The following is a 22,222-nucleotide window of genomic DNA, read 5'->3' on the forward strand; positions in this document are numbered from 1 at the left end:
GGTACTTATCACAGCAACAGGGTAGCATGTTTTTTTCTCCTTCTTATCCGCCATTTCGGAGTATTTGTATGTCTACCCGCAGCTACAGCCCTGAAAGTCGCCGCGCCCAGTTACTCGAACGTATCCAGAACGATATTCCTTCTCTTGTTACTCAGGCTCTCGGTGAGGATCTGGGGGGCGAAGCCAATGCCAACAATGACTTAACAGCTCAACTGTTGCCGCAAGACAAAAATGCTACCGCCACCATCATCACCCGCGAAGCCGGTGTTTTCTGCGGCCAGCGCTGGCTGGACGAAGTTTTTATCCAGCTGGCTGGCGATAAAATCACCGTCAAATGGCATGTCAAAGACGGCGACCCTGTTTCTGAAAACCAGACCTTATGTGAACTCTCAGGTTCCGCACGTCTGCTGCTGACTGGCGAACGTACCGCGCTGAACTTTGTGCAAACCCTGTCCGGCGTGGCAACCGAAGTGAATCATTATGTGAAAATCCTTGAGGGCACAAAAACTCAGTTGCTCGATACCCGCAAAACCTTGCCCGGCCTGCGAACGGCACTCAAATATGCTGTGTTATGCGGTGGCGGAAGCAATCACCGCCTTGGTCTTGCCGATGCGTTTCTGATTAAAGAAAACCACATCATTGCCTGTGGCTCGATAAAAGCCGCCGTGGAACGTGCCTTGTGGATCCACGCCGACGTGCCCGTCGAAGTAGAAGTCGAATCCATCGATGAACTTCAGCAGGCGCTGGATGCGGGTGCTGATATTATCATGCTGGATAACTTCACCGTGCCGATGATGCGGGAAGGCGTTGCCCTGACCGCGGGCCGTGCGCTACTTGAAGTCTCCGGTAACGTGACGGAAAAAACGCTACGCCAATTCGCGGAAACTGGCGTGGATTACATTTCTGTCGGCGCACTGACTAAGCATGTCAGAGCCATGGATCTCTCCATGCGCTTCAGCTAATTGCTGCATTGTTGCCCCTGAATTCCTTTCCAGGGGCAACACGACTTCCTTCGCTCTATTTCATCTTGCCGCATTACCCTCGCATTCTCCCCTTCTGGCCACCATCACCTTTTTCATTTCATCTTTATAGTTGCGAGACATCACGCAAATGTTTTGCCTGCCTTGCAGGCATACCTATTTATCCTGGAAGACATCCTGGAAAAGCCAGCAATGGTGCTGGAGTCAGGTTTTTTCTCCGTTTAGTTTGCTGCCTGAGAAACAACAACGCAGTCTTACGAAACGGAGAATGCCATGAATCACCGGCAACAAGGATTTACCCTCATTGAACTGATGGTAGTGATCGCGATTATTGCGATCCTCAGTGCCATCGGCATACCCGCTTACCAGAGTTATATCCAGAAAGCAGCCATGACCGATATGCTGCAAATGATGGTGCCCTACAAAACCGGTGTCGAACTGTGCGTCATCGATACAGGTACGCTGACGAGTTGCAGCGCTGGCAGTCAGGGCATTCCGGCGGCAGCGACCAGTCGTTATGTCAGTCAGATTCAGGTTAATTCGGGCATCATTTCACTGACCGGTCAGCAGGCATTGGACGGCCTCAGCGTTGTGATGACACCGGCCCAGGACAATCAGGCAGGCGGTATTACGTGGAGCAGAATCTGCACCAATTCCAGTAATGCTTCGATGGTTGAAGCTTGCGAAAGCGTTTTCCGGTTTGACACCACAGGAGCGCCATAATGAGCGATATCCCCCTGCGCCCAGAGTCTCCATCCATTAACGACCGCCTGCAAAGTGAAGCGTCACTTGAAGCATTGTGTCAGCGCTACAAAGCCGTTGTGTTGCATCGTGACAACCAGACGCTTCATGTTGCATGCCATGAAACAGAGGCAGACACGGAGGCATTAAGTAATGTACTGCGCTTTGCCACGGGCTTAAAAGTGCAGCTTGAACGCTGGCCACAAACACGGCTCGAACAAGTCATGGAGCAAGGCAATTCCGAAATAAAGGAGAAAACGGCCTCAGACGATTCATGGTCATCCTCGAAAACTGATGAAAGCAATGAGCTGAATAATCAAAGCGATGCCCCGGTCATTAATGTCCTCAATCAGATACTGAGGCTGGCAATCACCCGCAGGGCTTCAGATATACACTTTGAACCCTACGAACACAGTTTTCGGGTTCGGATGAGAATTGACGGAGTATTGCAGGAAGTCCCCGGCCCTGAATTTTCGATGGCAGCGGGTGTGTGCGCACGACTAAAGATTATGGGGCAGCTGAATGTCGCTGAGCGCCGGTTACCACAAGATGGTCAGATCTCAGTCATGCTGCAAAATCAAAGATATTCCATGAGAGTATCTTCTCTGCCGACCTTACACGGTGAGAAGATCGTGCTGCGCATTCTGCACATGACTCAGCAGGATCTCTCTATGTCACAACTTGGTTTTACGCCACGAGACCTGGACTTTTTCAAAGCCGCACTGAAACATCCACAAGGGCTAATTCTGGTCACCGGCCCGACAGGCAGCGGGAAAACGGTAACGCTTTACAGCGGCCTTCGTCACCTGAATGCCATCTCCCGCAATATTTGCAGCGTGGAAGATCCCATTGAGATCCCGGTCAGTGGCATAAATCAGACTCAGATTAACAGCAAAACAGATCTCAGCTTCGCCAGCGTCCTGCGTGCGTTGTTACGTCAGGATCCTGATGTAATTATGGTTGGCGAAATCAGAGACAAAGAAACGGCCGAAATTGCCGTAAAGGCAGCACAAACCGGGCATCTGGTGCTTTCGACTCTTCACACGAATTCAACCTGCGAAACACTGATCCGCCTCCGACAAATGGGGATTGAAGGTTTCCATATTGCCGCCAGTTTACGTCTTGTGATTGCTCAGCGGCTGGTACGAAAATTGTGCCCCCATTGCCGCAAACCGCACAAGTCGCTGGTTGAAAAAGACGCTGATGGCAGAAGCGGCTATATGCAGTTATGGCTATCCGCTGGATGCCATCAATGCTTTTCGGGCTATTACGGGCGTACCGGTATTTATGAAACGCTGAACATAACACCCCGGTTACAGCAGGCGCTGGTAGCAGAGGCAAGTGTGAACGAGCTGAGTAAAATTGCCCGCGAACAAGGTCAAAAGACGTTGCAGGAAGCCGGTATGTTGCTGGTCGAACAAGGTATTACCTCACTTGAAGAACTTTATCGTGTTACCGGTGAAGGCGAGGCTACATGAAAACTGACGGTGACGCTCTCCGGTCCTGGCGGCTATACCACTGGCAGGCCATCGACACACTGGGAAGCATTCAGCAAGATCATTGCATTGAGGTGGATAAAGACGGAATTTACCAGCAGCTTTTTGCTGCTGGTTTGCAACCGCTGAAAATCAGAATGAAGCAGCGGTTGGGACGGCGTTTCTGGAAAAATCAGGAACGAGTTGCTTTCGTCAGGCAACTCGCAACGCTGTTACAAGCCGGGCTGCCGCTGGTAAATAGCCTGACCTTACTGGCCAATGAACACCTGAAACCCGCATGGCATTGTGTATTGCTAAATATTGCGAAAGGCGTTCGCGAAGGAAAACCGCTGTCGGTAACACTGAATCATTATCCGGATGTTTTTCCAGATATTTACAGACAAATAATTGCTATTGGTGAGCTCACGGGACAACTGGACAAATGCTGCCTGCAACTGGCAACTCAGCAGGAGCAACAAGCTGAGTTAAGAAGCAAAGTGAAAAAGGCGCTGCGGTATCCGCTGATTGTCAGCGTTATTGCAATGGTGGTTACTCTGTTGATGCTGACTTTAGTGTTGCCTGAGTTTGCCAAAATCTATGCTTCTTTTAATGCCGAACTCCCCTGGTTTACACGCATGCTGGTCATTGCTTCTGGCACCCTCCTCAGCACCGGTCCCTGGCTGGCAGGTATTTTGTTGCTTTGCTGTTTCGGCTATCTGCAAAAGTTGCACCCGCTTAAGCACTGGCAACTGCGCGAGCAGATGCTACTGCTCAGGTTGCCTCTGACATCGCGGCTGGTGACAGACAGTTGCCTCAGCCAGATATTTCAAACGCTGGCAATGACACAGCACGCTGGAATGACGTTAATTGCCGGACTTGCCGCAGCGTCTGCATCAATGTCCAATCTGCATTTTCAGGCCGCACTGAGCCAGATACGTGAGCAAATCATGCAAGGGACACCTTTACACAAAGCTTTCGGCCAGTCGCCGCTGTTCCCAACCTTATGCCATCAGTTGATAAAAATCGGTGAAGAATCAGGGTCGCTGGACGAATTGCTGTTGAAACTCGCGCATCTGCATCATGACAAAGCTAACTCGCTGGCCGACACATTGTCACAAACAATTGAGCCGGTACTCATGGCCGTAATGGGATTGATTGTCGGTGGACTGGTGATTGCGATGTATTTGCCCATTTTCCAGCTGGGTTCGGTGATGGGGTAAATCAGAGAGGAGGAAAAGCGGCGAAACATGTTTCGCCGCGATGGCGGCAGTATGCTTACTTACTTGCCAAACAGACGGTTTTCCTGTTCCGCGACGCGGATAAAGGTGGTGCGCTTGGTCAGTTCTTTCAGGCGCTCTGCACCGACGTAAGTACAGGCAGAACGTAGTCCACCGAGAATGTCACGTACGGTGTTTTCAACCGGGCCACGCAGAGGTAATTTCACTGTTTTACCTTCTGCCGCGCGGTATTCAGCGACACCGCCAACGTGGCGTTTCATGGCAGATTCTGAACTCATGCCATAAAAGAGCATGAATTTTTCGCCATTCTCTTCAACAACCGTGCCTTCACATTCTTCATGCGCCGCCAGCATACCGCCAAGCATGACGAAATCAGCACCGCCGCCGAACGCTTTTGCCACGTCGCCTGGAACAGCACAACCGCCGTCGCTGACAATCTGTCCGCCCAGACCGTGCGCAGCGTCGGCACATTCGATAACAGCAGAAAGCTGCGGATATCCCACACCGGTTTTTACGCGAGTCGTACACACCGATCCCGGACCGATGCCGACTTTCACAATGTCCGCACCAGACAGAATAAGCTCTTCCACCATTTCACCGGTCACTACGTTGCCAGCGCAAATGACTTTATCCGGGCAGGCTTCACGTACGCGTTGCAGAAAACTCACAAAGTGCTCGGAATAACCGTTAGCGACATCCAGGCAAACAAACTTCAGCAGGGGCGACAAAGCAAGGATTTGCAGAGTTTTAACAAAATCAGCTTCTGACGTTCCGGTAGACACCATGACATTACGCAGCACGGATTCATCAGAGGAAGTGACGAAAGCCTGCCACTGTTCTACGGTGTAATGTTTATGCACGGCCGTAAGCAGACCAAAAGAGGCCAGTACGATCGCCATACGGAATGTGCCAACGGTATCCATGTTCGCGGCGATAATCGGAGTACCGGACCAGTTGAAACCTGAGTGTTTGAATGTGAATGTGCGCTCCAGTTCAACTTCGGAACGACTTTTGAGGGTAGAACGCTTAGGGCGGATGAGTACGTCTTTAAAACCTAACTTCAAATCTTCTTCAATGCGCATGGCGGGTTAGTCCTGGTTTGGCGACGGGTCGCTAGGGTGCACAGCAAATTTTTACACACCCTTTCCAGTGGTTTTATCATACACAGGAAAATGACAACGGCAAGATGGCTTTTACAACCTTCATCACAGACTTTTGATTGTGCAGGTTAATAATTTTACGCAGCAAAACCCGGAACACCACGGCTTGCACTTACTCACAATGTCTTTATCATTTACCTAACTAATTTTATCAGAGCACCAGTATGAGCTATATCGTTGCATTGACCGGAGGTATCGGTAGTGGCAAAAGTACCGTTTCCCAAAGCTTCGCCCGTCATGGCGTAAGCATTGTCGATGCAGATGTCATTGCCCGTCAGGTCGTTGCTCCGGGTGAGCCAGCGCTGGAAGCGTTAAGCCAGCGATTTGGTAAAAGCATTATTTCCGCTGATGGCTCATTGAAACGCCCGGCACTTCGGGAGCGAATTTTTAGTAATCCTGCTGAAAAAGAATGGGTTAATAAATTACTACACCCCATTATTCATGCCAGGACACAATGCTTGTTTGCACAGGCGCAAACGCCGTACGTGCTCTGGGTCGTACCGCTGCTGATTGAAAATGGATTACAGAAGCAAGCGAATCGCGTTCTGGTGGTGGATGTAGAGCCACATGTTCAGCTTTCCCGGACGATGTCGCGCGATGGCATCAGCCGCCAGCAGGCTGAAAGTATTATTGCTGCGCAGATCAGTCGTGAAAAACGTCTGGCCTGCGCGGATGACATTATTGATAACAGCGGTGATCCGAAATTAATTGAACCGCGTGTTGCCCAATTACATCACCGCTATTTGCAACTTGCGGTGTGAGTAAACAGACAGGATATTGCCAAGCATGACTGATGTAGCTGCAACCGTTCTCTTTGAACATCCACTGAATGAGAAAATGCGCACCTGGCTTCGCATCGAATTTTTGTTGCAACAGATGCATTCCAACGCTCAACTCACTGATATTGCTTCTGCCTTGCTATTTTTTCGCACCGTTTCAGATTTACTGGATGTGCTGGAGCGCGGTGAGGTTCGTACCGATTTACTGAAAGAGCTTGAACGCCAGCAGCAAAAATTGTCTCAGTGGAAAGATGTGCCGGGCGTTGATTTATCAAGGATCGAGGGGCTGCGCGCCGAGCTGAAGCAATGTGCATCCGTGTTAATGAAAGCACCACGTATAGGGCAAGCCCTGAAGGAAGATCGCCTGATCGCGCTGGTTCGCCAGCGTCTGAGCATCCCCGGCGGGTGTTGCAGTTTTGATTTGCCGACGCTGCATATCTGGCTGCATCTGGCACAATCACAACGTGATCGTGAAGTGCGAAACTGGCTCGAAACACTGGCTCCGCTGAATAATTCGCTCATGATGGTACTGGATCTGATCCGCCAGTCTGGCGCGTTTCGCAATCAAATCAGTCTGAATGGATTTTTCCAGGACAACGCTGAAGGTGCAGATCTGTTACGATTACGGCTCTCGATGGAAAACCAGCTTTACCCGCAAGTATCCGGGCATAAAACCCGTTATGCCATTCGCTTTTTACCCCTCGACAGCGAACATGGCGTGGTTCCCGCGCGACTGAATTTTGAACTTTCCTGCTGCTAGGAGTTGCAAATGGACCCTGAAATCATTGAAGTAAACTGCCCGACCTGTCAGAAAATCGTGGTTTGGGGTGAACAAAGCCCTTACCGCCCTTTTTGTTCCAAGCGTTGCCAGCTCATTGATCTCGGCGAATGGGCCGATGAAGAGAAACGCATCCCGAGTAAAGGTGATGTGAACGATCTGGATGACTGGAGCGAAGAAGAGATTTAATCCGGACAACGGGGATAGTAAAAGGGGCTTCGGCCCCCTTTCTCTATGCCATCAAATTCTGCATGTCAGATATTCTATACGTAATCAGTACTGATTATTTTTGAGGGCTGTAACAATCACTTCGTTGGCAGGAGGGAATTCCTCCTCTTGCAAATCCGCCTGCGCAATCCAGCGCTTCGGCTGCCCTTCTTTGCCATACGGCTCGCCCTGCCAGTCTTCCACCAGGAAAAAATAGAGTGTAATGATGCGATCCGGGAACCGGTGCTCCAATGTTTTTAGCAGTACAGGAGATTTAGCATTGATGCCGACCTCTTCCTGTAACTCACGAATAACAGCCTGTTCTGGTGTTTCGCCCGCTTCAATCTTACCGCCAGGAAACTCCCAGAACCCTGCCATATGCGATGATGCATCGCGCTGAGTGATAAAGATTTCTTTGCTGGCATTCCGGATAATGCCCGCTGCGATATTAAGTTGTTTAAGCGTCACAGTTTCCACCTATCCGCTGAGTGCAATGACTGTCCTTATGGGGACTTTTAAGACAAAAATAAAGGCGGCAATTATGCCGCCTTCAAGATTAACACGATGACTTAGCCGAAGATCTTACTTTTGCAGGCGGCCATGGCATTGTTTGTATTTTTTACCGGAGCCGCACGGACAGAGATCATTACGGCCTACTTTGCGATCACCAGAGGAAGCAAGACGCGCCGCTTCAGCGACTTCGATTTCCTGCTGATCCTGATGACTCAGTTGTTGCTGACGAGCCAGACGTTCAGCTTCTTCACGACGCTGAATTTCCATCGCTTCCACTTCTTCAGGCATACGCACCTGAACTTTGCTTAACACGCTGACCACTTCATATTTCAGAGATTCCAGCATGGCAGCAAACATCGCGAAAGATTCGCGTTTGTATTCCTGCTTAGGATCTTTCTGCGCGTAGCCCCGTAAATGGATACCCTGACGCAGGTAATCCATTGCCGCCAGATGCTCTTTCCACAAGGAATCCAGCGTTTGCAGCATCACGCCTTTCTCAAAGTTACGCATCATTTCAGCGCCAACCACTTCTTCTTTACGGGCGTAAGATTCTTTTGCGAGTTCCATGATACGCTCGCGCAGGGTTTCTTCATGCAATTCCGGCTCTTTGTCCAGCCACTCTGCAATCGGCATTTCCAGCTCGAAGTCTTTCTTCAGACGCTCTTCCAGCCCCTGAACATCCCACATTTCCTCCAGAGATTGTGGCGGAATGTAGCTGTCGATGGTCGCTTTGAACACATCTTCACGGATGCTGGCGATGGTTTCACTCACGTCAGACACGTCCAGCAATTCGTTACGCTGGCTGTAGATGGCACGACGCTGATCGCTTGCCACGTCATCGTATTCCAGCAGTTGCTTACGGATATCGAAGTTACGGCTTTCTACTTTACGCTGCGCATTGGCAATCGCTTTGGTCACCCATGGGTGCTCAATGGCTTCGCCCGGTTTCATACCCAGTTTACGCATCATGCTTGATACACGGTCAGACGCGAAGATACGCATCAGGGCATCTTCCATAGACAGGTAGAAGCGGGATGAACCGGCATCACCCTGACGACCCGCACGACCGCGCAGCTGGTTATCGATACGACGTGATTCGTGACGCTCAGTACCAATGATGTGTAAACCACCTGAAGCCAGAACCGCGTCGTGACGAATCTGCCATGCGGCTTTAATTTCAGCGATTTTCTCGTCGGTGACTTCTTCACCCAGGTTTTCAACTTCAACCTGCCAGCTGCCGCCCAGCACGATATCGGTACCACGACCGGCCATATTGGTGGCGATGGTCACTGCGCCTGGCTGGCCAGCCTGCGCGACAATATCCGCTTCTTTGGCGTGGAATTTGGCGTTCAGAACGCTGTGCGCAATGCCCGCTTTGGTCAGTTCGTTAGAGACAACTTCTGATTTTTCAATGGAAATAGTACCGACCAGAACCGGCTGGCCTTTGGCAGTACACTGACGAATATCCTCGATAATCGCGCCAATCTTTTCCATTTCAGTCATGTACACCAGGTCGGCCATATCTTTACGCACCATAGGGCGGTTAGTAGGCACGACAATGGTATCCAGCTTATAGATAGAGCTGAATTCGAACGCTTCGGTGTCTGCAGTACCGGTCATGCCGGCCAGTTTTTCGTACAGACGGAAATAGTTCTGGAAAGTAATAGAAGCCAGTGTCTGGTTTTCGTTCTGAATATCCACGCCTTCTTTGGCTTCAACCGCCTGATGCAGACCGTCTGACCAGCGACGACCTTGCATGGTACGACCGGTATGTTCGTCGACGATAATGACTTCGCCGTCTTTCACGATGTAATCGACATCACGGGTGAACAGGACGTGTGCGCGCAGCGCTGCGGTCACGTGATGCATCAGCATGATATTAGTCGGGGAATACAGGGATTCGCCTTCTTCCATAATACCGGCTTCAACCAGCAGTTCTTCGATCAGGACCAGACCACGTTCGGTCAGGTGAACCTGACGCGCTTTCTCATCAACAGAGAAGTGGCCTTCACCCTGGAAGGAATCGGAGTCTTCTTTTTCCTGGCGGATCAGTTTAGGGATCAGTTTATCTACGCGGGTGTACATTTCTGAGCTGTCTTCGGCCGGGCCGGAGATGATCAGCGGAGTACGTGCTTCATCGATCAGGATGGAGTCAACCTCATCCACCAGCGCGTAGTGAAGTTTACGTTGCACACGTTCTTCAGGGCTGAACGCCATGTTGTCGCGCAGGTAGTCAAAACCGTATTCGTTGTTTGTACCGTAAGTGATATCAGCGGCGTAAGCAGCACGTTTAGCCGGAGAAGGCATACCGGGCAAGTTGATGCCGATGCTCAGGCCAAGGAACTCAAACAGCGGACGGTTATTTTCGGCGTCACGCTGTGCCAGATAATCGTTGACGGTAACAACGTGAACGCCCTTGCCGCTCAATGCATTCAGGTAAGCTGGCAGGGTTGCGGTCAGCGTTTTACCTTCACCGGTACGCATTTCTGCGATGCAACGTTCGTTCAGTACCATCCCACCCAGCAGTTGCACATCGAAGTGACGCATGCCGAATACACGTTTACTGGATTCACGGACAACCGCGAAGGCTTCCGGGATCAGATTTTCCAGCACTTCACCTTTTGCCAGGCGCTCACGGAATTCGTTCGTTTTCGCCTGCAGTTGCTCATCGGTCAGTTTTTGGATTTCAGGTTCCATGCGGTTGATCAGATCAACCACTTTACGCATGCGGCGCAATGTGCGGTCGTTACGGCTACCAAAAACTTTGGTCAATAATTTGATTAACATAGTGCTTAATATCTCTTGGAGGCCACCAAATGCAGCCAATAATTTGTTGATTTATAAATAGAGTTTAGGATTACAGTCTGTTAAATCAGAGAGGACGGGCCGGCACGAATGCCTTGCACCTGTGCTAACCACAGGCCGGTTTGATGCGATGAAGCAAGAGGGAGAAATGGCTGTTGCGTCTGACGGATGATAACCGGAGGTTTAGGCTCATGGGTCAGCAAAGCATTAAGGGTAACCAGCAACGCAAGTTGCTGAACATGCAGCGGCTCGGCTTTCTGCATTTCTGCTTCCGGCTGCGCTACGGTGTAAACTACCTGCGGGGCCAAAGCAAAAGAAAGGTGACGGATGACCGTGCGTAATGCATGCTGTTGCCAGTAATCAACACCGAAAGACGGGCGGCGGTTCGCCTGGAGTAATGCAAGATTACTCAGCCCTGTACTGGCGATGTTAAGACGGTTTAGACTTGAGGACGTATTGGGAACCGCTGGCAGTTCCGTTTGCGACAGATTCGTGGACACGCCAAGGCTTGCCGCGACCATCCCCAACAGGAGATGCGGCCAAAAATACCTTCTGCCAAATTGTCGCCAACGATTTAGAATACCAATCACAAGTTTACAATCCGCCGGAGCCCATCATGCGCGATAGTCGCCCACAATTATTAGATATCCTGTTCGATGATGCCTCTTCGACTGAGCAAAGCCCGCTGCGTATTGTTCAACAGCGTGCGGCAGCGTTATTGAAACTCAACCGCGCAGTGAAAGGTCTGTTACCGGCACCCATGCAACCATGGTGTCGCGTCGGTAATTATCGACAGGGAGTTTTAGTACTTGAAATAGCTAATGCCAGCTGGATGATGCGCTTACGCTATGAACAACCTGCATTACTCTCTGCACTTCGAGCGCAAATTCTACCATCATTGTCATCAATCGACATCAGGATTAATCCTTCGCTCATGGCGAAAATGGAAAATGCTTCGCAGATTGCGATTAAAAATAAAGCGATCGCGTCAGAATCTATGCCAGTCAGACACTTGAGTGCGCAGAGCGCAGAAGAATTAAGGGGACTTGCGAGCCGGAGCCCGGAAAAACTCAGAAAGGCTTTAGAACGACTGGCTGGATTGGCCGGAGAGAGTGCCAGGCCAACCAGTCGTAATAAATAATACCAAAGTACCGATTACGCCAATACTGTAGACGGTGCTTTAAAAGCCAGTGGCATTTCAGCTTCATCCTGGAATGTGACTAATTCCCAGGCTTCCTGCTTAGCCAGTACCGCTTGCAATAACTTATTGTTCAATGCGTGACCAGACTTGTAGGCGGTAAACGCACCAATGATGTTATGCCCACACATGAACAGGTCACCGATAGCATCCAGCATTTTGTGACGAACGAATTCATCTTCAAAACGCAAGCCATCTTCGTTAAGCACGCGGTAATCATCCACAACAATTGCGCAATCAAAGCTGCCACCCAGGCACAAACCGCGTGACTGCAGGTACTCGATATCACGCATGAAACCAAAAGTACGTGCGCGGCTGATTTGGCGAACAAATGCTTCTGCAGAGAAATTCATCTTGTAGCGCTGTGAGCTGGAATCAATCGCCGGGTGATTGAAGTCGATAGTGAAGTCCAGAGAGAAACCATTAAACGGTTTGAACTCAGCCCACTTATCACCGTCTTCAACACGCACGGTATCTTTGATGCGCAAGAATTTCTTCGCGCTGTTCAGCTCTTCAATCCCTGCATCCATCAACAGATAGACGAAAGGTGCAGCACTACCGTCCATAATCGGCACTTCAGGCGCATCGACTTCGATAACAATGTTATCAATGCCCAGGCCAGCTAATGCCGCATTAAGGTGTTCTACCGTAGAAATACGTACGTCATGCTCATTAACCAGGCAAGTACAGAGCATGGTATCACGCACGGATTTTGCATCTGCCGGGAAATCAACCGGTGGATTCAAGTCAGTGCGACGATAGATGACCCCGGTATTCGCCGGTGCAGGACGCAGAGTCAGGGTGACTTTCTTGCCGGTATGCAAACCGACGCCCGTCGCCTGAACGATACGTTTTAATGTACGTTGTTTGATCATCGTTTTTATCTCGCAATGTTTATCCATCCAACCGACCTAAGCATACCTTAAGGTCGGCGGGACAGTTTAGCACAAAGAGCGGAGATCCTACAATTCGGACTAGTCTGCCTGCTTACGCAGGAAGGCCGGAATGTCCAGATAGTCGGGCTCTTTATTGGATTGCGCACTTTGATCATTGACCACTTTCGCCGCGGGTTTCGTTTCCTGCGGCAACGGAGACATTCCGTGCTGCTGGTAACGGTGATCCATGACTGGCTGGCTGGCTGGCTTATTGGTCACCAAAGTGATCTCAGGACGTTTGTCCATGCCGATACCGGTTGCAACCACAGTCACACGCAACTCGTCGTTCATTTCCGGGTCAAGAGACGTACCGATAACTACAGTGGCGTTATCTGATGCGAAAGCACGGATGGTGTTACCCACAGTCTCGAATTCATCCAGACGCAGGTCGAAGCCCGCAGTGATGTTGACCAGAACGCCGCGCGCACCGGACAAATCGATGTCTTCCAGCAGCGGGCTGGAAATCGCCATTTCAGCGGCTTCTTCAGCACGGTCTTCACCACACGCCACACCGGAGCCCATCATGGCATAACCCATTTCGGACATGACAGTGCGCACGTCAGCAAAGTCGACGTTCATCAGACCCGGACGGGTGATCAGCTCAGCGATACCCTGCACCGCACCTTTCAGCACGTCGTTAGCCGCACCGAAGGCGTCCAGCAGAGAGATACCACGACCCAGCACTTTTAACAGCTTGTCGTTAGGGATAGTGATCAGGGAGTCCACATGTTTGGACAACTCAGCAATACCCTGTTCCGCGAATGCCATGCGCTTTTTGCCTTCGAAGTTGAAAGGCTTAGTCACAACAGCAACAGTCAGGATACCCAAATCTTTAGCTACTTCAGCAACCACGGGTGCGGCACCGGTACCAGTACCGCCGCCCATACCCGCTGCGATAAAGACCATGTCAGCACCTTCAAGCGCAGCGCGCAGGGCTTCACGGTCTTCTTCTGCAGAATTGCGACCCACTTCCGGGTTCGCACCAGCACCCAGACCTTTGGTAATACCGCTACCGATCTGAATCGTCTGGCCTACTGCCGTTTTACGCAACGCCTGAGCGTCTGTGTTAACGGCAAAGAATTCAACACCTTCGATGCGCTCACGCACCATGTGTTCGACAGCATTACCGCCGCCACCACCGACGCCGATGACTTTAATCACCGCGTCATTGGTCAGTTCCATAGGTTCAAACATAGTTTCTCTCCGTTTTGTGCCTGTCGCGTCGGGATCAAAAACCTGAACAGCATGATCCCGTTGTTAAAACATTAAAACTCTTTTCTCAGCCAGCTGTTGATTCGTTTGAACCAGTTGCCCACTGAGGCGCGTTTTTCCACTTCGGCCTCACCGCTCAGGTGAGACTCCTTCCCGTAGTGCAGCAGCCCTACAGCCGTTGAGTAGTAAGGTTCCTGCGCATAATCTGTCAGCCCGGTGATGTTCAGGGGTTGCCCGATACGCACCTGGGTATGGAATACCCGCTGCGCACAAGCTGCCAGACCATCAATTTGTGCTGCACCGCCTGTCAGAACAATACCGGCGGCCAGATGATGTTTTACGCCTTGCTGACGTAACTGCTCCTGCAATTGCAAAATTTCGTCGTTCACTAAATTCAGCAATTCTGTGTAACGGGGCTCGATAACTTCAGCCAGTGTCTGACGCTGCAGACTGCGTGGTGGACGTCCACCGACGCTCGGCACTTCGACGTTCTCGTCTTTGCCGACAATCGATCCTAATGCACAACCGTGGCGAACTTTGATCGCTTCAGCATCGGTAGGTGGCGTTCCAAACGCATAAGCGATGTCGCTGGTAACCACATTCCCGGCATAAGGAATGACCTTAGTATGACGTAGTGCGCCGCCGGTATAAACCGCGATATCCATGGTTCCACCACCAATATCCACGACACAAACCCCTAATTCACGCTCATCTTCGGTCAGAACGGCATAACTGGCTGCCAGACCGGCAAAAATCAGCTGGTCAACTTTCAAGCCACAGCGTTCAACCGCTTTCACAATGTTCTTCGCCATATCGTTATGGCAGGTAATCAGGTGAACTTTAGCCTGCATACGCACACCGGAAAGTCCGACCGGATTTTTAATCCCTTCCTGATAATCAATGGCATATTCCTGAGGGATCACATGCAGAACCCGATGCTCATCACGCACACGCACCGATTTAGCGGTATGTACCACATTCTCTACATCTTCCTGTGTGACTTCCTCTTCTGAAATAGGAACCATCCCTATTTCATTCTGACAACTGATATGTTTACCAGACAAAGCAAGGTAAACAGAGGAAATCTGACAATCTGCCATCAGTTCAGCCTGATCGATGGCGCGCTGCACGCACTTCACCACCGATTCCAGGTCATTCACGCCACCCTTGTCCATGCCACGGGATGGGCAACTGCCCACGCCAATAATATTGACCATGCCATCGGGCAGAACTTCCCCCACCAATGCGGCGACCTTTGCCGTACCGATCTCCAGCCCAACTACCAGTTTTCTGTCCGTCGACTTGATCATTGTTGTTTAGCCTGTGCCTGATTCTGTTGCTGATTACTGTTTTGCTGGTCAATAAACTCTGGTGCCCAACCTACCGACGCACCGCTGTCATAACGTAAATCGACATAAGTGATGCGTTTCTTATCGGCTTCAGCCTGTTGCTGGAATCGCGGGTAAAGCTCGATAAAACGTTGTAAACGTCCCATCCGGTCATCTCTCCCCAATTCCAGCCGGACGTCATTATCCAGAGTTAACTGCCACGAGTGACGTGCACTCATTGCCACTGCTTTCAACGTGAACTTGCCGGCGGCCAGCGCCTGACTCATCGTTTGAAAGCCCTGCAAAACATCCTGTTCGCTGCCTTCCGGACCGTAAAGCAACGGCATTTTTTGTTTGACCACACGCTCGGCGGGTATGCTGAAAGATTTGCCATCGGCATCAACCATATGCAGATCATTCCAGTGTGCGACCGGCACATACTCCACGAGATGTATCTTCAGTTCATTCGGCCATTGCTTACGTACGCTGACCTGTTTTATCCAGGGTAAACGCTCAATCTGCTGCTGAATGACGTTTACATCCTGCGTCATGAACGTTCCCGGAGCCCCTAAGGACAGAATCGCCTGACGAATATCATCGTTGGTCGTGTAATGCCGTTCCCCGGTGACAACTAACTGGGACAACGGCAATCGGTTTGCATCCTGCATCCAGCCGACAACGGCCCACGCACTCCATAAAATCGTTCCTACCACCAACAGGAGAAACACGATCCCTGCCAGCTGGCCACCGTTACTGCGACGGCCGTTGCTCTCGGCCGTCTCACGCTCTCGGGTATTCAGGGCGGCTTGAGACATATCAGTCTGCCAGTTCCAGAATACGGAAAACGAGTTGCGGGAAGCTCAGCCCGGCGTGTTTAGCCGCCATGGGCACCAGACTGTGACTGGTCATTCCCGGCGATGTGTTCACTTCCAGTAAATTGAAGTTGCCGTCACCATCCTGCATGACGTCGACACGTCCCCAGCCGCTGCAATCGAGCGCCTGATAAGCCTGCAAGGCCAGCGCAGTCAACTGCTGCTCCTGCGCTTCGCTTAAACCGCTCGGGCAAAAATATTGTGTTTCATCAGACAGATATTTTGCCTGATAGTCATAAAACGTACCGGCTGGCTGGATGCGAATCGATGGCATCACCTGATTACCAACAATAGCCACGGTATATTCCGGGCCGCTCAGCCATTTTTCGATCAGTACGTTATCGTCATGACGGAAGCCTTCCTGCAGGGCGGGCAACAACTCTTTTTCGGTCGTCACTTTACTCATCCCGACGCTGGAACCTTCACGGCTTGGCTTGACGATCACCGGCAGGCCTAATTCGGCGATTTTTACCGCCAGAGTGCCCTGCCCTGCCTCCTCAATTTGTGAACGATGCAATGTGACAAACGGCGCAACCGGAAGCCCTAAAGCCTGCCACACCAGTTTGGTGCGGAATTTATCCATCGTCAGCGCAGAAGCCATCACACCGCTGCCGGTATAGGGTAAACCGATTTGCTCCAGCAAACCCTGCAATGTCCCGTCTTCGCCACCACGACCGTGAAGTGCGATAAAGACTTTGCTGTACCCTTCTTCCCTGAGAAGCGCCACATTGAACGTTTTGGTATCGATGCCGTGGGCATCAACACCGGATTCGCGTAAACCAGCCAGCACCGCGGCGCCTGACTGTAATGACACATCGCGTTCTGCGGAAGTACCACCCAACAATACCGCTACTTTCTCAGACATGATGTTCTTCACCTTTCTTAACTGGCTGCAGCTTTTGATCTGCCAATTTACGGGCTACTCTGCCGACATTACCGGCGCCCTGAACCAGAACTAAATCGTCACCTTCGAGGATTTGCGCCAGACTTTCCGGCACCGCCTCAATATCAGAAACCAAAATCGGATCAAGCTTGCCGCGTGCGCGAATAGTGCGGCACAACGAGCGGCTGTCCGCGCCCGGGATCGGCGCTTCACCGGCCGGATACACATCCAGCATGATCAGCACATCAACCTGCGAAAGCACGTTGGCGAAATCGTCGTACAAATCGCGGGTACGGGTGTAACGGTGCGGCTGAAAGATCATCACCAGGCGCTTGTTTGCCCAGCCCGCACGCGCGGCTTTGATCGTGGCATCCACTTCTGTCGGATGGTGACCGTAGTCATCAACCAGCATCGCACTACCCGTTTTACCGTTCACATTTTCCAGCGCGTATTCGCCCAGGAAATCAAAACGTCGTCCGGTACCCTGGAAACCTGCCAGCGCGCGCAAAATAGCGTCATCGCTGATATTCTCATCAGTCGCTACGGCTACTGCGGCTGCGGCGTTCAGCGCATTGTGACGACCCGGCGCATTCAGCGTAACGCTTATCAGCGGCAAATCCTGACGGCGCAGCGTGAAGTGCCCTTGCGCGCCCACCTGACGGTAATTTTCGATAACCACATCGGCGTCTTCACTGAAACCGTACGTCGTCATATGACGGCCTACGCGTGGGATCAGCTCACGGATCACCGGATCATCAATACACATTACTGCACGCCCGTAGAACGGCAGGTTATGCAGAAAATTGATGAACGTTTGTTTCAGGATTTCAAAGTCACCCTGATACGTATCCATATGATCTGCTTCGATGTTGGTCACAATGGCCACCATCGGTTGCAGATGCAGGAAAGACGCATCGCTTTCGTCTGCTTCAGCAATCAGAAAACGGCTTGAACCCAGACGCGCATGCGTGCCTGCGGCTTTCACTAAGCCACCGTTTACAAAGGTCGGATCCAGCCCGGCCTCGGCATAAATACTGGTCACCATCGCCGTGGTGGTGGTTTTACCGTGCGTACCTGCCACAGCGATGCCGTGACGAAAACGCATCAGTTCAGCGAGCATTTCTGCGCGGCGGATCACCGGAATACGGGCTTCACGCGCCGCGACAATTTCCGGGTTATCGGATGAAATCGCGGTGGAAACTACCACTACACTCGCATCCAGCACGTTCTCAGGGCGATGATTGAAATAAATCGTCGCGCCCAGTGCAGTCAGTTGCTGAGTCACCGCGTTAGGTGCTAAATCAGAACCGCTGATCTGATAGCCTTCATTGGCCAACACTTCGGCGATACCACCCATGCCGGCACCACCGATGCCAACAAAGTGAATGTGCCGGACACGATGCATCTCGGGCACGAAGGTACGCAGTTTCGCCAATTGTTGTGTATTCACGTTTTTATTCACTATTTCAGGTTACTGATTAATCCGTTTCTTACGGCTGGGACCACAGACTGCATGGCCCGTTCAATTTCATTTTTTGCTGGCGGCAACCACTTCTGCGGCAACACGCTCTGTCGCATCAGGGATGGCAGCGGCACGTGCGGCCATCGCCATTTCCAGCAGATGGGTTCTGTCCCATCCGGCCATCACATCAGCGACGGCGGCGGCACTAAAATCTTTCTGCTCGATAATCTTCGCTGCCCCGGCTTTCTCCAGCGGTAGCGCATTCCAGTACTGCTGGCGGTCTTTGTGCTGGAAAGGCACAAAAATGGCCGGTAAACCGGCGGCGGCAATCTCGCTGACCGTTAATGCACCGGAGCGACAAAGCACCACATCAGCCCAGGCATACGCCTCTGCCATGTCATCAATGAATTCGGTCACGTTATGCAGCGTCTGACCGGCTTTTTCATAAGCCTGATTCACTGACTCAAGCGCACCTTTACCGACCTGATGCCACAACGTAATTTTGTCACCCATCAGCGCCGCCACTTCCGGCATGGTCTGATTAAGGACCCGCGCGCCCTGACTGCCACCGATCACTAATACACGGATCGGGCCTTCACGTCCGGCCAGCCGGGTTTGTGGTAATTCCAGCGCCAGTACGTCGGTACGTACCGGATTGCCCACAACGTCAGCATGTGGAAATGCCCCCGGAAACGCCTGCAATACTTTTTTAGCAATGTGCGACAAACCTTTATTGGTCATGCCGGCAATGCCATTTTGCTCGTGTAATACCACCGGAATGCCCAGTGACCAGGCTGCCAGCCCACCGGGGCCAGACACATATCCGCCCATGCCTAATACCACATCAGGCTGGAAGCGTTTCATGATGGCCTTCGCCTGACGCCACGCATGATATATGCGAACCGGTGCCGTTAGTTGCGCTTTCAGACCTTTCCCACGCAATCCGGCGATTTTAATGAAATCAATCTCGATCCCATGTTTTGGAACCAAATCCGCTTCCATTCGGTCTGCTGTACCCAGCCAGCGAACTTCCCAACCTTGCGCGATAAGATGATGGGCCACTGCCAGTCCAGGGAAAACATGCCCCCCGGTACCACCTGCCATCACCATTAAACGCCGGGTATTGCCACTCATCGGGCACTCCTTACAAACGCCTGGGCTTTTGCCAGCCGCGTTTCAAAATCCACTCGCAGCAATAACACGATTGCCGTCGACATAATTAACAGGCTCGAACCACCGTAACTGATGAGCGGCAGTGTCAGGCCTTTAGTGGGCAACATGCCCGCCGCAGCCCCGACGTTAACCAACGCCTGGAAGCTAAACCACACGCCAATTGAACAGGCTAAAAACCCGGAAAAACGCTGGTCGGTTTCTAACGCCCGACGCCCGATAGACATGGCACGAAAAGCGACGAAGAATACCATTAACAGGGCGAGAACCACACCGAAATACCCCAATTCCTCGCCTAAAATGGAGAAGATAAAGTCGGTGTGTGCTTCAGGTAAATACTCCAGTTTCTGGACGGAATTACCTAAACCTTGTCCCCAAAATTCACCTCGACCAAATGCCATCAGTGACTGGGTTAACTGGTAGCCGCTACCAAACGGATCTGCCCATGGATTCCAGAACGATGTCACGCGGCGCATACGGTATGGCTCGGCAAGAACCAGCAGTACCACAGCGAATACGCCCGAACCGATAATGGCCAGGAACTGCCACATCTTTGCCCCCGCCAGGAATAACATCGCCAGCGTGGTGATGAACAGTACAACCACCGTACCAAGGTCCGGCTGAGCCAACAGCAAGACGGCCAGCACGACCATCACACCCATCGGTTTGCAGAAGCCCCAAAAGTTACTGCGCACTTCATCCACTTTGCGCACCAGATAGCTGGCGAGGTAGCAGAATAGTGACAACTTGGAGAACTCGGCTGGCTGAATACGCAGCGGCCCGAGAGAAATCCAGCGTGATGCCCCGTTAACCGAGCTGCCCACCACCAGTACCACCAGCAGCATGATGACCGAGAGCAGCAGCAGGACGTTGCTGTACTTCTGCCAGACCGCCATCGGGACACGTAATGTCACCAGCGATAAACCAAAAGCCAGACCGAGATAAATCGCATCACGTTTAGCAAACAAAAACGGATCGTCTGCCAGACGCTGGCCAATCGGCATCGACGCCGATGTCACCATCACGAAGCCGACGATAGCCAGCCCGAAGGTCAGCCACAGCAAAGTCCGGTCATACAACACCAGTGTGACGGACTCGCTTTCTTTGGCACCCATCACCCAGTCATTAAATTTGCCGACGAGGCTCAGGCCGGGGATCCGAATCCTCATCAACCCAACTCCTTCGCCAGCGCGGTGAAGACATCGCCGCGTTGTTCAAAACTGCGGAACTGATCCAGACTCGCGCAGGCTGGCGACAGTAAAACCATGTCGCCGGAAACCACCCGCGTGCTGATATCACGCATCGCCTGCTCCATCGTTTCAAACAAGGAAGAAACGTCAGGACGTAAATCCGCAAGCGCCGCTCCATCACGGCCAAAGCAATAAATACGCAGATTGTCGCCCTGCAAATAACGCGTCAGTGGCGAAAAATCGGCAGACTTTCCGTCCCCGCCCAACAGCAGGTGCAGCGTGCCGTCAATATGCAACCCGTTCAATGCCGCTTCAGTGCTGCCCACATTGGTCGCCTTCGAATCATTAATCCAGCACACGCCATTGTGCTGCCATGCCACCTGAAAACGATGAGCCAAACCGGTAAAGGTCGTCAGTGCTTTCAGGCTGGACGCATGGGGAATACCGACGGCATCCGCCAGGGCCAGCGCCGCCAGCGCATTGGTGTAGTTATGGCGTCCTGTCAGCGGCATCTCGCGGGTATTCAGCACCTTCTCGCCACGCACACGTAACCAGATATCATCCTGCTGACGGGTCAGATGGTAATCGCCCACATCAACACCAAAACTCACGCAGCGTTTATCCGCGCCACGTACCGGCATGGTCAGCGCATCGTCGGCATTGACAACGCACAATGCTGCGTTCTCATACACTTTCAGCTTGGCTGCACGGTATTGCTGCAAACCAAACGGATAGCGATCCATATGGTCTTCAGTTACGTTGAGAATGGTCGCCGCCGCCGCATGCAGACTGTGCGTGGTTTCAAGCTGGAAGCTGGAAAGCTCAAGCACAAACAAATCATATTCGTGATCCAGCATGGTCAGCACAGGCAAACCGATATTGCCGCCCACGCCCGCGCGCCATCCGGCCGCTTTCGCCATCTCACCGACCAGCATGGTGACGGTGCTTTTGCCGTTCGAACCGGTAATAGCCACAATCGGAGTTTGCGTTTCACGGCAGAACAATTCGATATCGCCAATGATTTCCACACCTGCCTCTGCAGCTGCGCTCAGTGCCGGCGTTGCCAGCGCAACACCCGGACTTGAAATGATCAAATCAGCGTCCAGCAGCCAGTCTTCATTGAGTGAACCGAGATGACACTCAATGTTATCCGCCAGTTTATCGAGTCCTGGCGGGCTGACGCGGGTATCAATGACACGCGGCGTTACACCACGTGCAACAAAGAAATCAACACAAGACAGGCCGGTAAGACCCAGCCCGATGATGACCACTTTTTTACCCTGATAGTCAGCCATA

21 protein-coding genes are annotated in these 22,222 nt (G+C 51.9%); 8 read left to right on the forward strand and 13 right to left on the reverse strand.

Annotated elements, in window-relative coordinates:
• The first annotated feature begins 68 nt into the window (after nucleotides 1-68).
• The 4 genes from nadC to hofC all read left to right on the forward strand — a co-directional run bounded on the left by nadC (nucleotide 69) and on the right by hofC (nucleotide 4,416).
• Nucleotides 69-962: a carboxylating nicotinate-nucleotide diphosphorylase gene (gene nadC / locus RAHAQ2_RS18330; RefSeq protein WP_015698654.1), complete on the forward strand. Its 894-nt coding sequence runs from the start codon at nucleotides 69-71 to the stop codon at nucleotides 960-962.
• Between the two features lie 291 nt (nucleotides 963-1,253).
• On the forward strand, nucleotides 1,254-1,703 hold the full coding sequence (gene ppdD / locus RAHAQ2_RS18335) for a prepilin peptidase-dependent pilin (protein WP_015698655.1): 450 nt from the start codon (nucleotides 1,254-1,256) through the stop codon (nucleotides 1,701-1,703).
• A complete protein-coding gene (gene gspE / locus RAHAQ2_RS18340) occupies nucleotides 1,703-3,199 on the forward strand; it encodes a type II secretion system protein GspE (protein WP_015698656.1) in 1,497 nt (498 codons plus the stop codon). The genes ppdD and gspE overlap by 1 nt, the downstream gene beginning before the upstream one ends.
• Nucleotides 3,196-4,416 carry a protein transport protein HofC gene (gene hofC, locus RAHAQ2_RS18345; RefSeq protein ID WP_015698657.1) on the forward strand — a complete coding sequence of 407 codons (1,221 nt, stop codon included), beginning with the start codon at nucleotides 3,196-3,198 and terminating at the stop codon, nucleotides 4,414-4,416. The genes gspE and hofC overlap by 4 nt, the downstream gene beginning before the upstream one ends.
• A 59-nt stretch (nucleotides 4,417-4,475) precedes the next feature.
• Here hofC and RAHAQ2_RS18350 read toward each other — a convergent pair whose 3' ends face one another.
• Nucleotides 4,476-5,516 carry a GMP reductase gene (locus RAHAQ2_RS18350; protein ID WP_015698658.1) on the reverse strand — a complete coding sequence of 347 codons (1,041 nt, stop codon included), beginning with the start codon at nucleotides 5,514-5,516 and terminating at the stop codon, nucleotides 4,476-4,478.
• Nucleotides 5,517-5,758: 242 nt separating this feature from the next.
• Here RAHAQ2_RS18350 and coaE point away from each other — a divergent pair, with 242 nt between their 5' ends.
• From coaE to yacG, 3 genes are read left to right on the forward strand one after another with little or no spacing between them, the layout of a single operon-like run.
• On the forward strand, nucleotides 5,759-6,355 hold the full coding sequence (gene coaE, locus RAHAQ2_RS18355) for a dephospho-CoA kinase (RefSeq protein ID WP_015698659.1): 597 nt from the start codon (nucleotides 5,759-5,761) through the stop codon (nucleotides 6,353-6,355).
• A gap of 25 nt (nucleotides 6,356-6,380) precedes the next feature.
• Nucleotides 6,381-7,133 (forward strand): cell division protein ZapD, encoded by a 753-nt coding sequence (gene zapD / locus RAHAQ2_RS18360; protein ID WP_015698660.1) that lies wholly within the window; start codon nucleotides 6,381-6,383, stop codon nucleotides 7,131-7,133.
• 9 nt (nucleotides 7,134-7,142) lie between these two features.
• Entirely contained in the window at nucleotides 7,143-7,340 is a 198-nt protein-coding gene (yacG, locus tag RAHAQ2_RS18365; protein WP_013576999.1) for a DNA gyrase inhibitor YacG, read from the forward strand.
• A gap of 84 nt (nucleotides 7,341-7,424) precedes the next feature.
• Here yacG and mutT read toward each other — a convergent pair whose 3' ends face one another.
• From mutT to secM, 3 genes are all read right to left on the reverse strand, one after another.
• Nucleotides 7,425-7,826: an 8-oxo-dGTP diphosphatase MutT gene (gene mutT / locus RAHAQ2_RS18370; RefSeq protein ID WP_015698661.1), complete on the reverse strand. Its 402-nt coding sequence runs from the start codon at nucleotides 7,824-7,826 to the stop codon at nucleotides 7,425-7,427.
• A gap of 114 nt (nucleotides 7,827-7,940) precedes the next feature.
• On the reverse strand, nucleotides 7,941-10,658 hold the full coding sequence (gene secA, locus RAHAQ2_RS18375) for a preprotein translocase subunit SecA (RefSeq protein ID WP_015698662.1): 2,718 nt from the start codon (nucleotides 10,656-10,658) through the stop codon (nucleotides 7,941-7,943).
• 80 nt (nucleotides 10,659-10,738) lie between these two features.
• Nucleotides 10,739-11,266, reverse strand: coding sequence for a secA translation cis-regulator SecM (secM, locus tag RAHAQ2_RS18380; protein WP_015698663.1), 528 nt, complete (start codon nucleotides 11,264-11,266; stop codon nucleotides 10,739-10,741).
• Nucleotides 11,267-11,292: 26 nt separating this feature from the next.
• Here secM and RAHAQ2_RS18385 point away from each other — a divergent pair, with 26 nt between their 5' ends.
• Nucleotides 11,293-11,817: a DUF721 domain-containing protein gene (locus RAHAQ2_RS18385; RefSeq protein ID WP_015698664.1), complete on the forward strand. Its 525-nt coding sequence runs from the start codon at nucleotides 11,293-11,295 to the stop codon at nucleotides 11,815-11,817.
• Between the two features lie 14 nt (nucleotides 11,818-11,831).
• Here the strand turns inward: RAHAQ2_RS18385 and lpxC are convergent, their stop codons facing one another.
• The 9 genes from lpxC to murD form a co-directional block, all read right to left on the reverse strand.
• Nucleotides 11,832-12,749 (reverse strand): UDP-3-O-acyl-N-acetylglucosamine deacetylase, encoded by a 918-nt coding sequence (gene lpxC, locus RAHAQ2_RS18390; protein ID WP_015690467.1) that lies wholly within the window; start codon nucleotides 12,747-12,749, stop codon nucleotides 11,832-11,834.
• A gap of 99 nt (nucleotides 12,750-12,848) precedes the next feature.
• Nucleotides 12,849-14,003 (reverse strand): cell division protein FtsZ, encoded by a 1,155-nt coding sequence (ftsZ, locus tag RAHAQ2_RS18395; protein WP_013577005.1) that lies wholly within the window; start codon nucleotides 14,001-14,003, stop codon nucleotides 12,849-12,851.
• Between the two features lie 71 nt (nucleotides 14,004-14,074).
• Nucleotides 14,075-15,331 carry a cell division protein FtsA gene (gene ftsA / locus RAHAQ2_RS18400; protein ID WP_009634688.1) on the reverse strand — a complete coding sequence of 419 codons (1,257 nt, stop codon included), beginning with the start codon at nucleotides 15,329-15,331 and terminating at the stop codon, nucleotides 14,075-14,077.
• A complete protein-coding gene (gene ftsQ / locus RAHAQ2_RS18405) occupies nucleotides 15,328-16,164 on the reverse strand; it encodes a cell division protein FtsQ (protein WP_013577006.1) in 837 nt (278 codons plus the stop codon). The genes ftsA and ftsQ overlap by 4 nt, the downstream gene beginning before the upstream one ends.
• Nucleotide 16,165: 1 nt before the next feature.
• Entirely contained in the window at nucleotides 16,166-17,086 is a 921-nt protein-coding gene (locus RAHAQ2_RS18410) for a D-alanine--D-alanine ligase (protein ID WP_015698665.1), read from the reverse strand.
• Nucleotides 17,079-18,554, reverse strand: coding sequence for a UDP-N-acetylmuramate--L-alanine ligase (gene murC / locus RAHAQ2_RS18415; protein ID WP_037040360.1), 1,476 nt, complete (start codon nucleotides 18,552-18,554; stop codon nucleotides 17,079-17,081). The genes RAHAQ2_RS18410 and murC overlap by 8 nt, the downstream gene beginning before the upstream one ends.
• A gap of 78 nt (nucleotides 18,555-18,632) precedes the next feature.
• A complete protein-coding gene (gene murG, locus RAHAQ2_RS18420; protein ID WP_015698667.1) occupies nucleotides 18,633-19,700 on the reverse strand; it encodes an undecaprenyldiphospho-muramoylpentapeptide beta-N-acetylglucosaminyltransferase in 1,068 nt (355 codons plus the stop codon).
• On the reverse strand, nucleotides 19,697-20,899 hold the full coding sequence (gene ftsW, locus RAHAQ2_RS18425; RefSeq protein ID WP_013577010.1) for a cell division protein FtsW: 1,203 nt from the start codon (nucleotides 20,897-20,899) through the stop codon (nucleotides 19,697-19,699). Before ftsW ends, murG begins: the two co-directional genes overlap by 4 nt.
• A 5-nt stretch (nucleotides 20,900-20,904) precedes the next feature.
• Nucleotides 20,905-22,221 carry a UDP-N-acetylmuramoyl-L-alanine--D-glutamate ligase gene (gene murD / locus RAHAQ2_RS18430; protein ID WP_015698669.1) on the reverse strand — a complete coding sequence of 439 codons (1,317 nt, stop codon included), beginning with the start codon at nucleotides 22,219-22,221 and terminating at the stop codon, nucleotides 20,905-20,907.
• Between the last annotated feature and the right edge of the window lies 1 nt (nucleotide 22,222).

It is taken from the genome of Rahnella aquatilis CIP 78.65 = ATCC 33071 (genome assembly GCF_000241955.1).
In the GTDB taxonomy this organism is placed as follows: domain Bacteria; phylum Pseudomonadota; class Gammaproteobacteria; order Enterobacterales; family Enterobacteriaceae; genus Rahnella; species Rahnella aquatilis.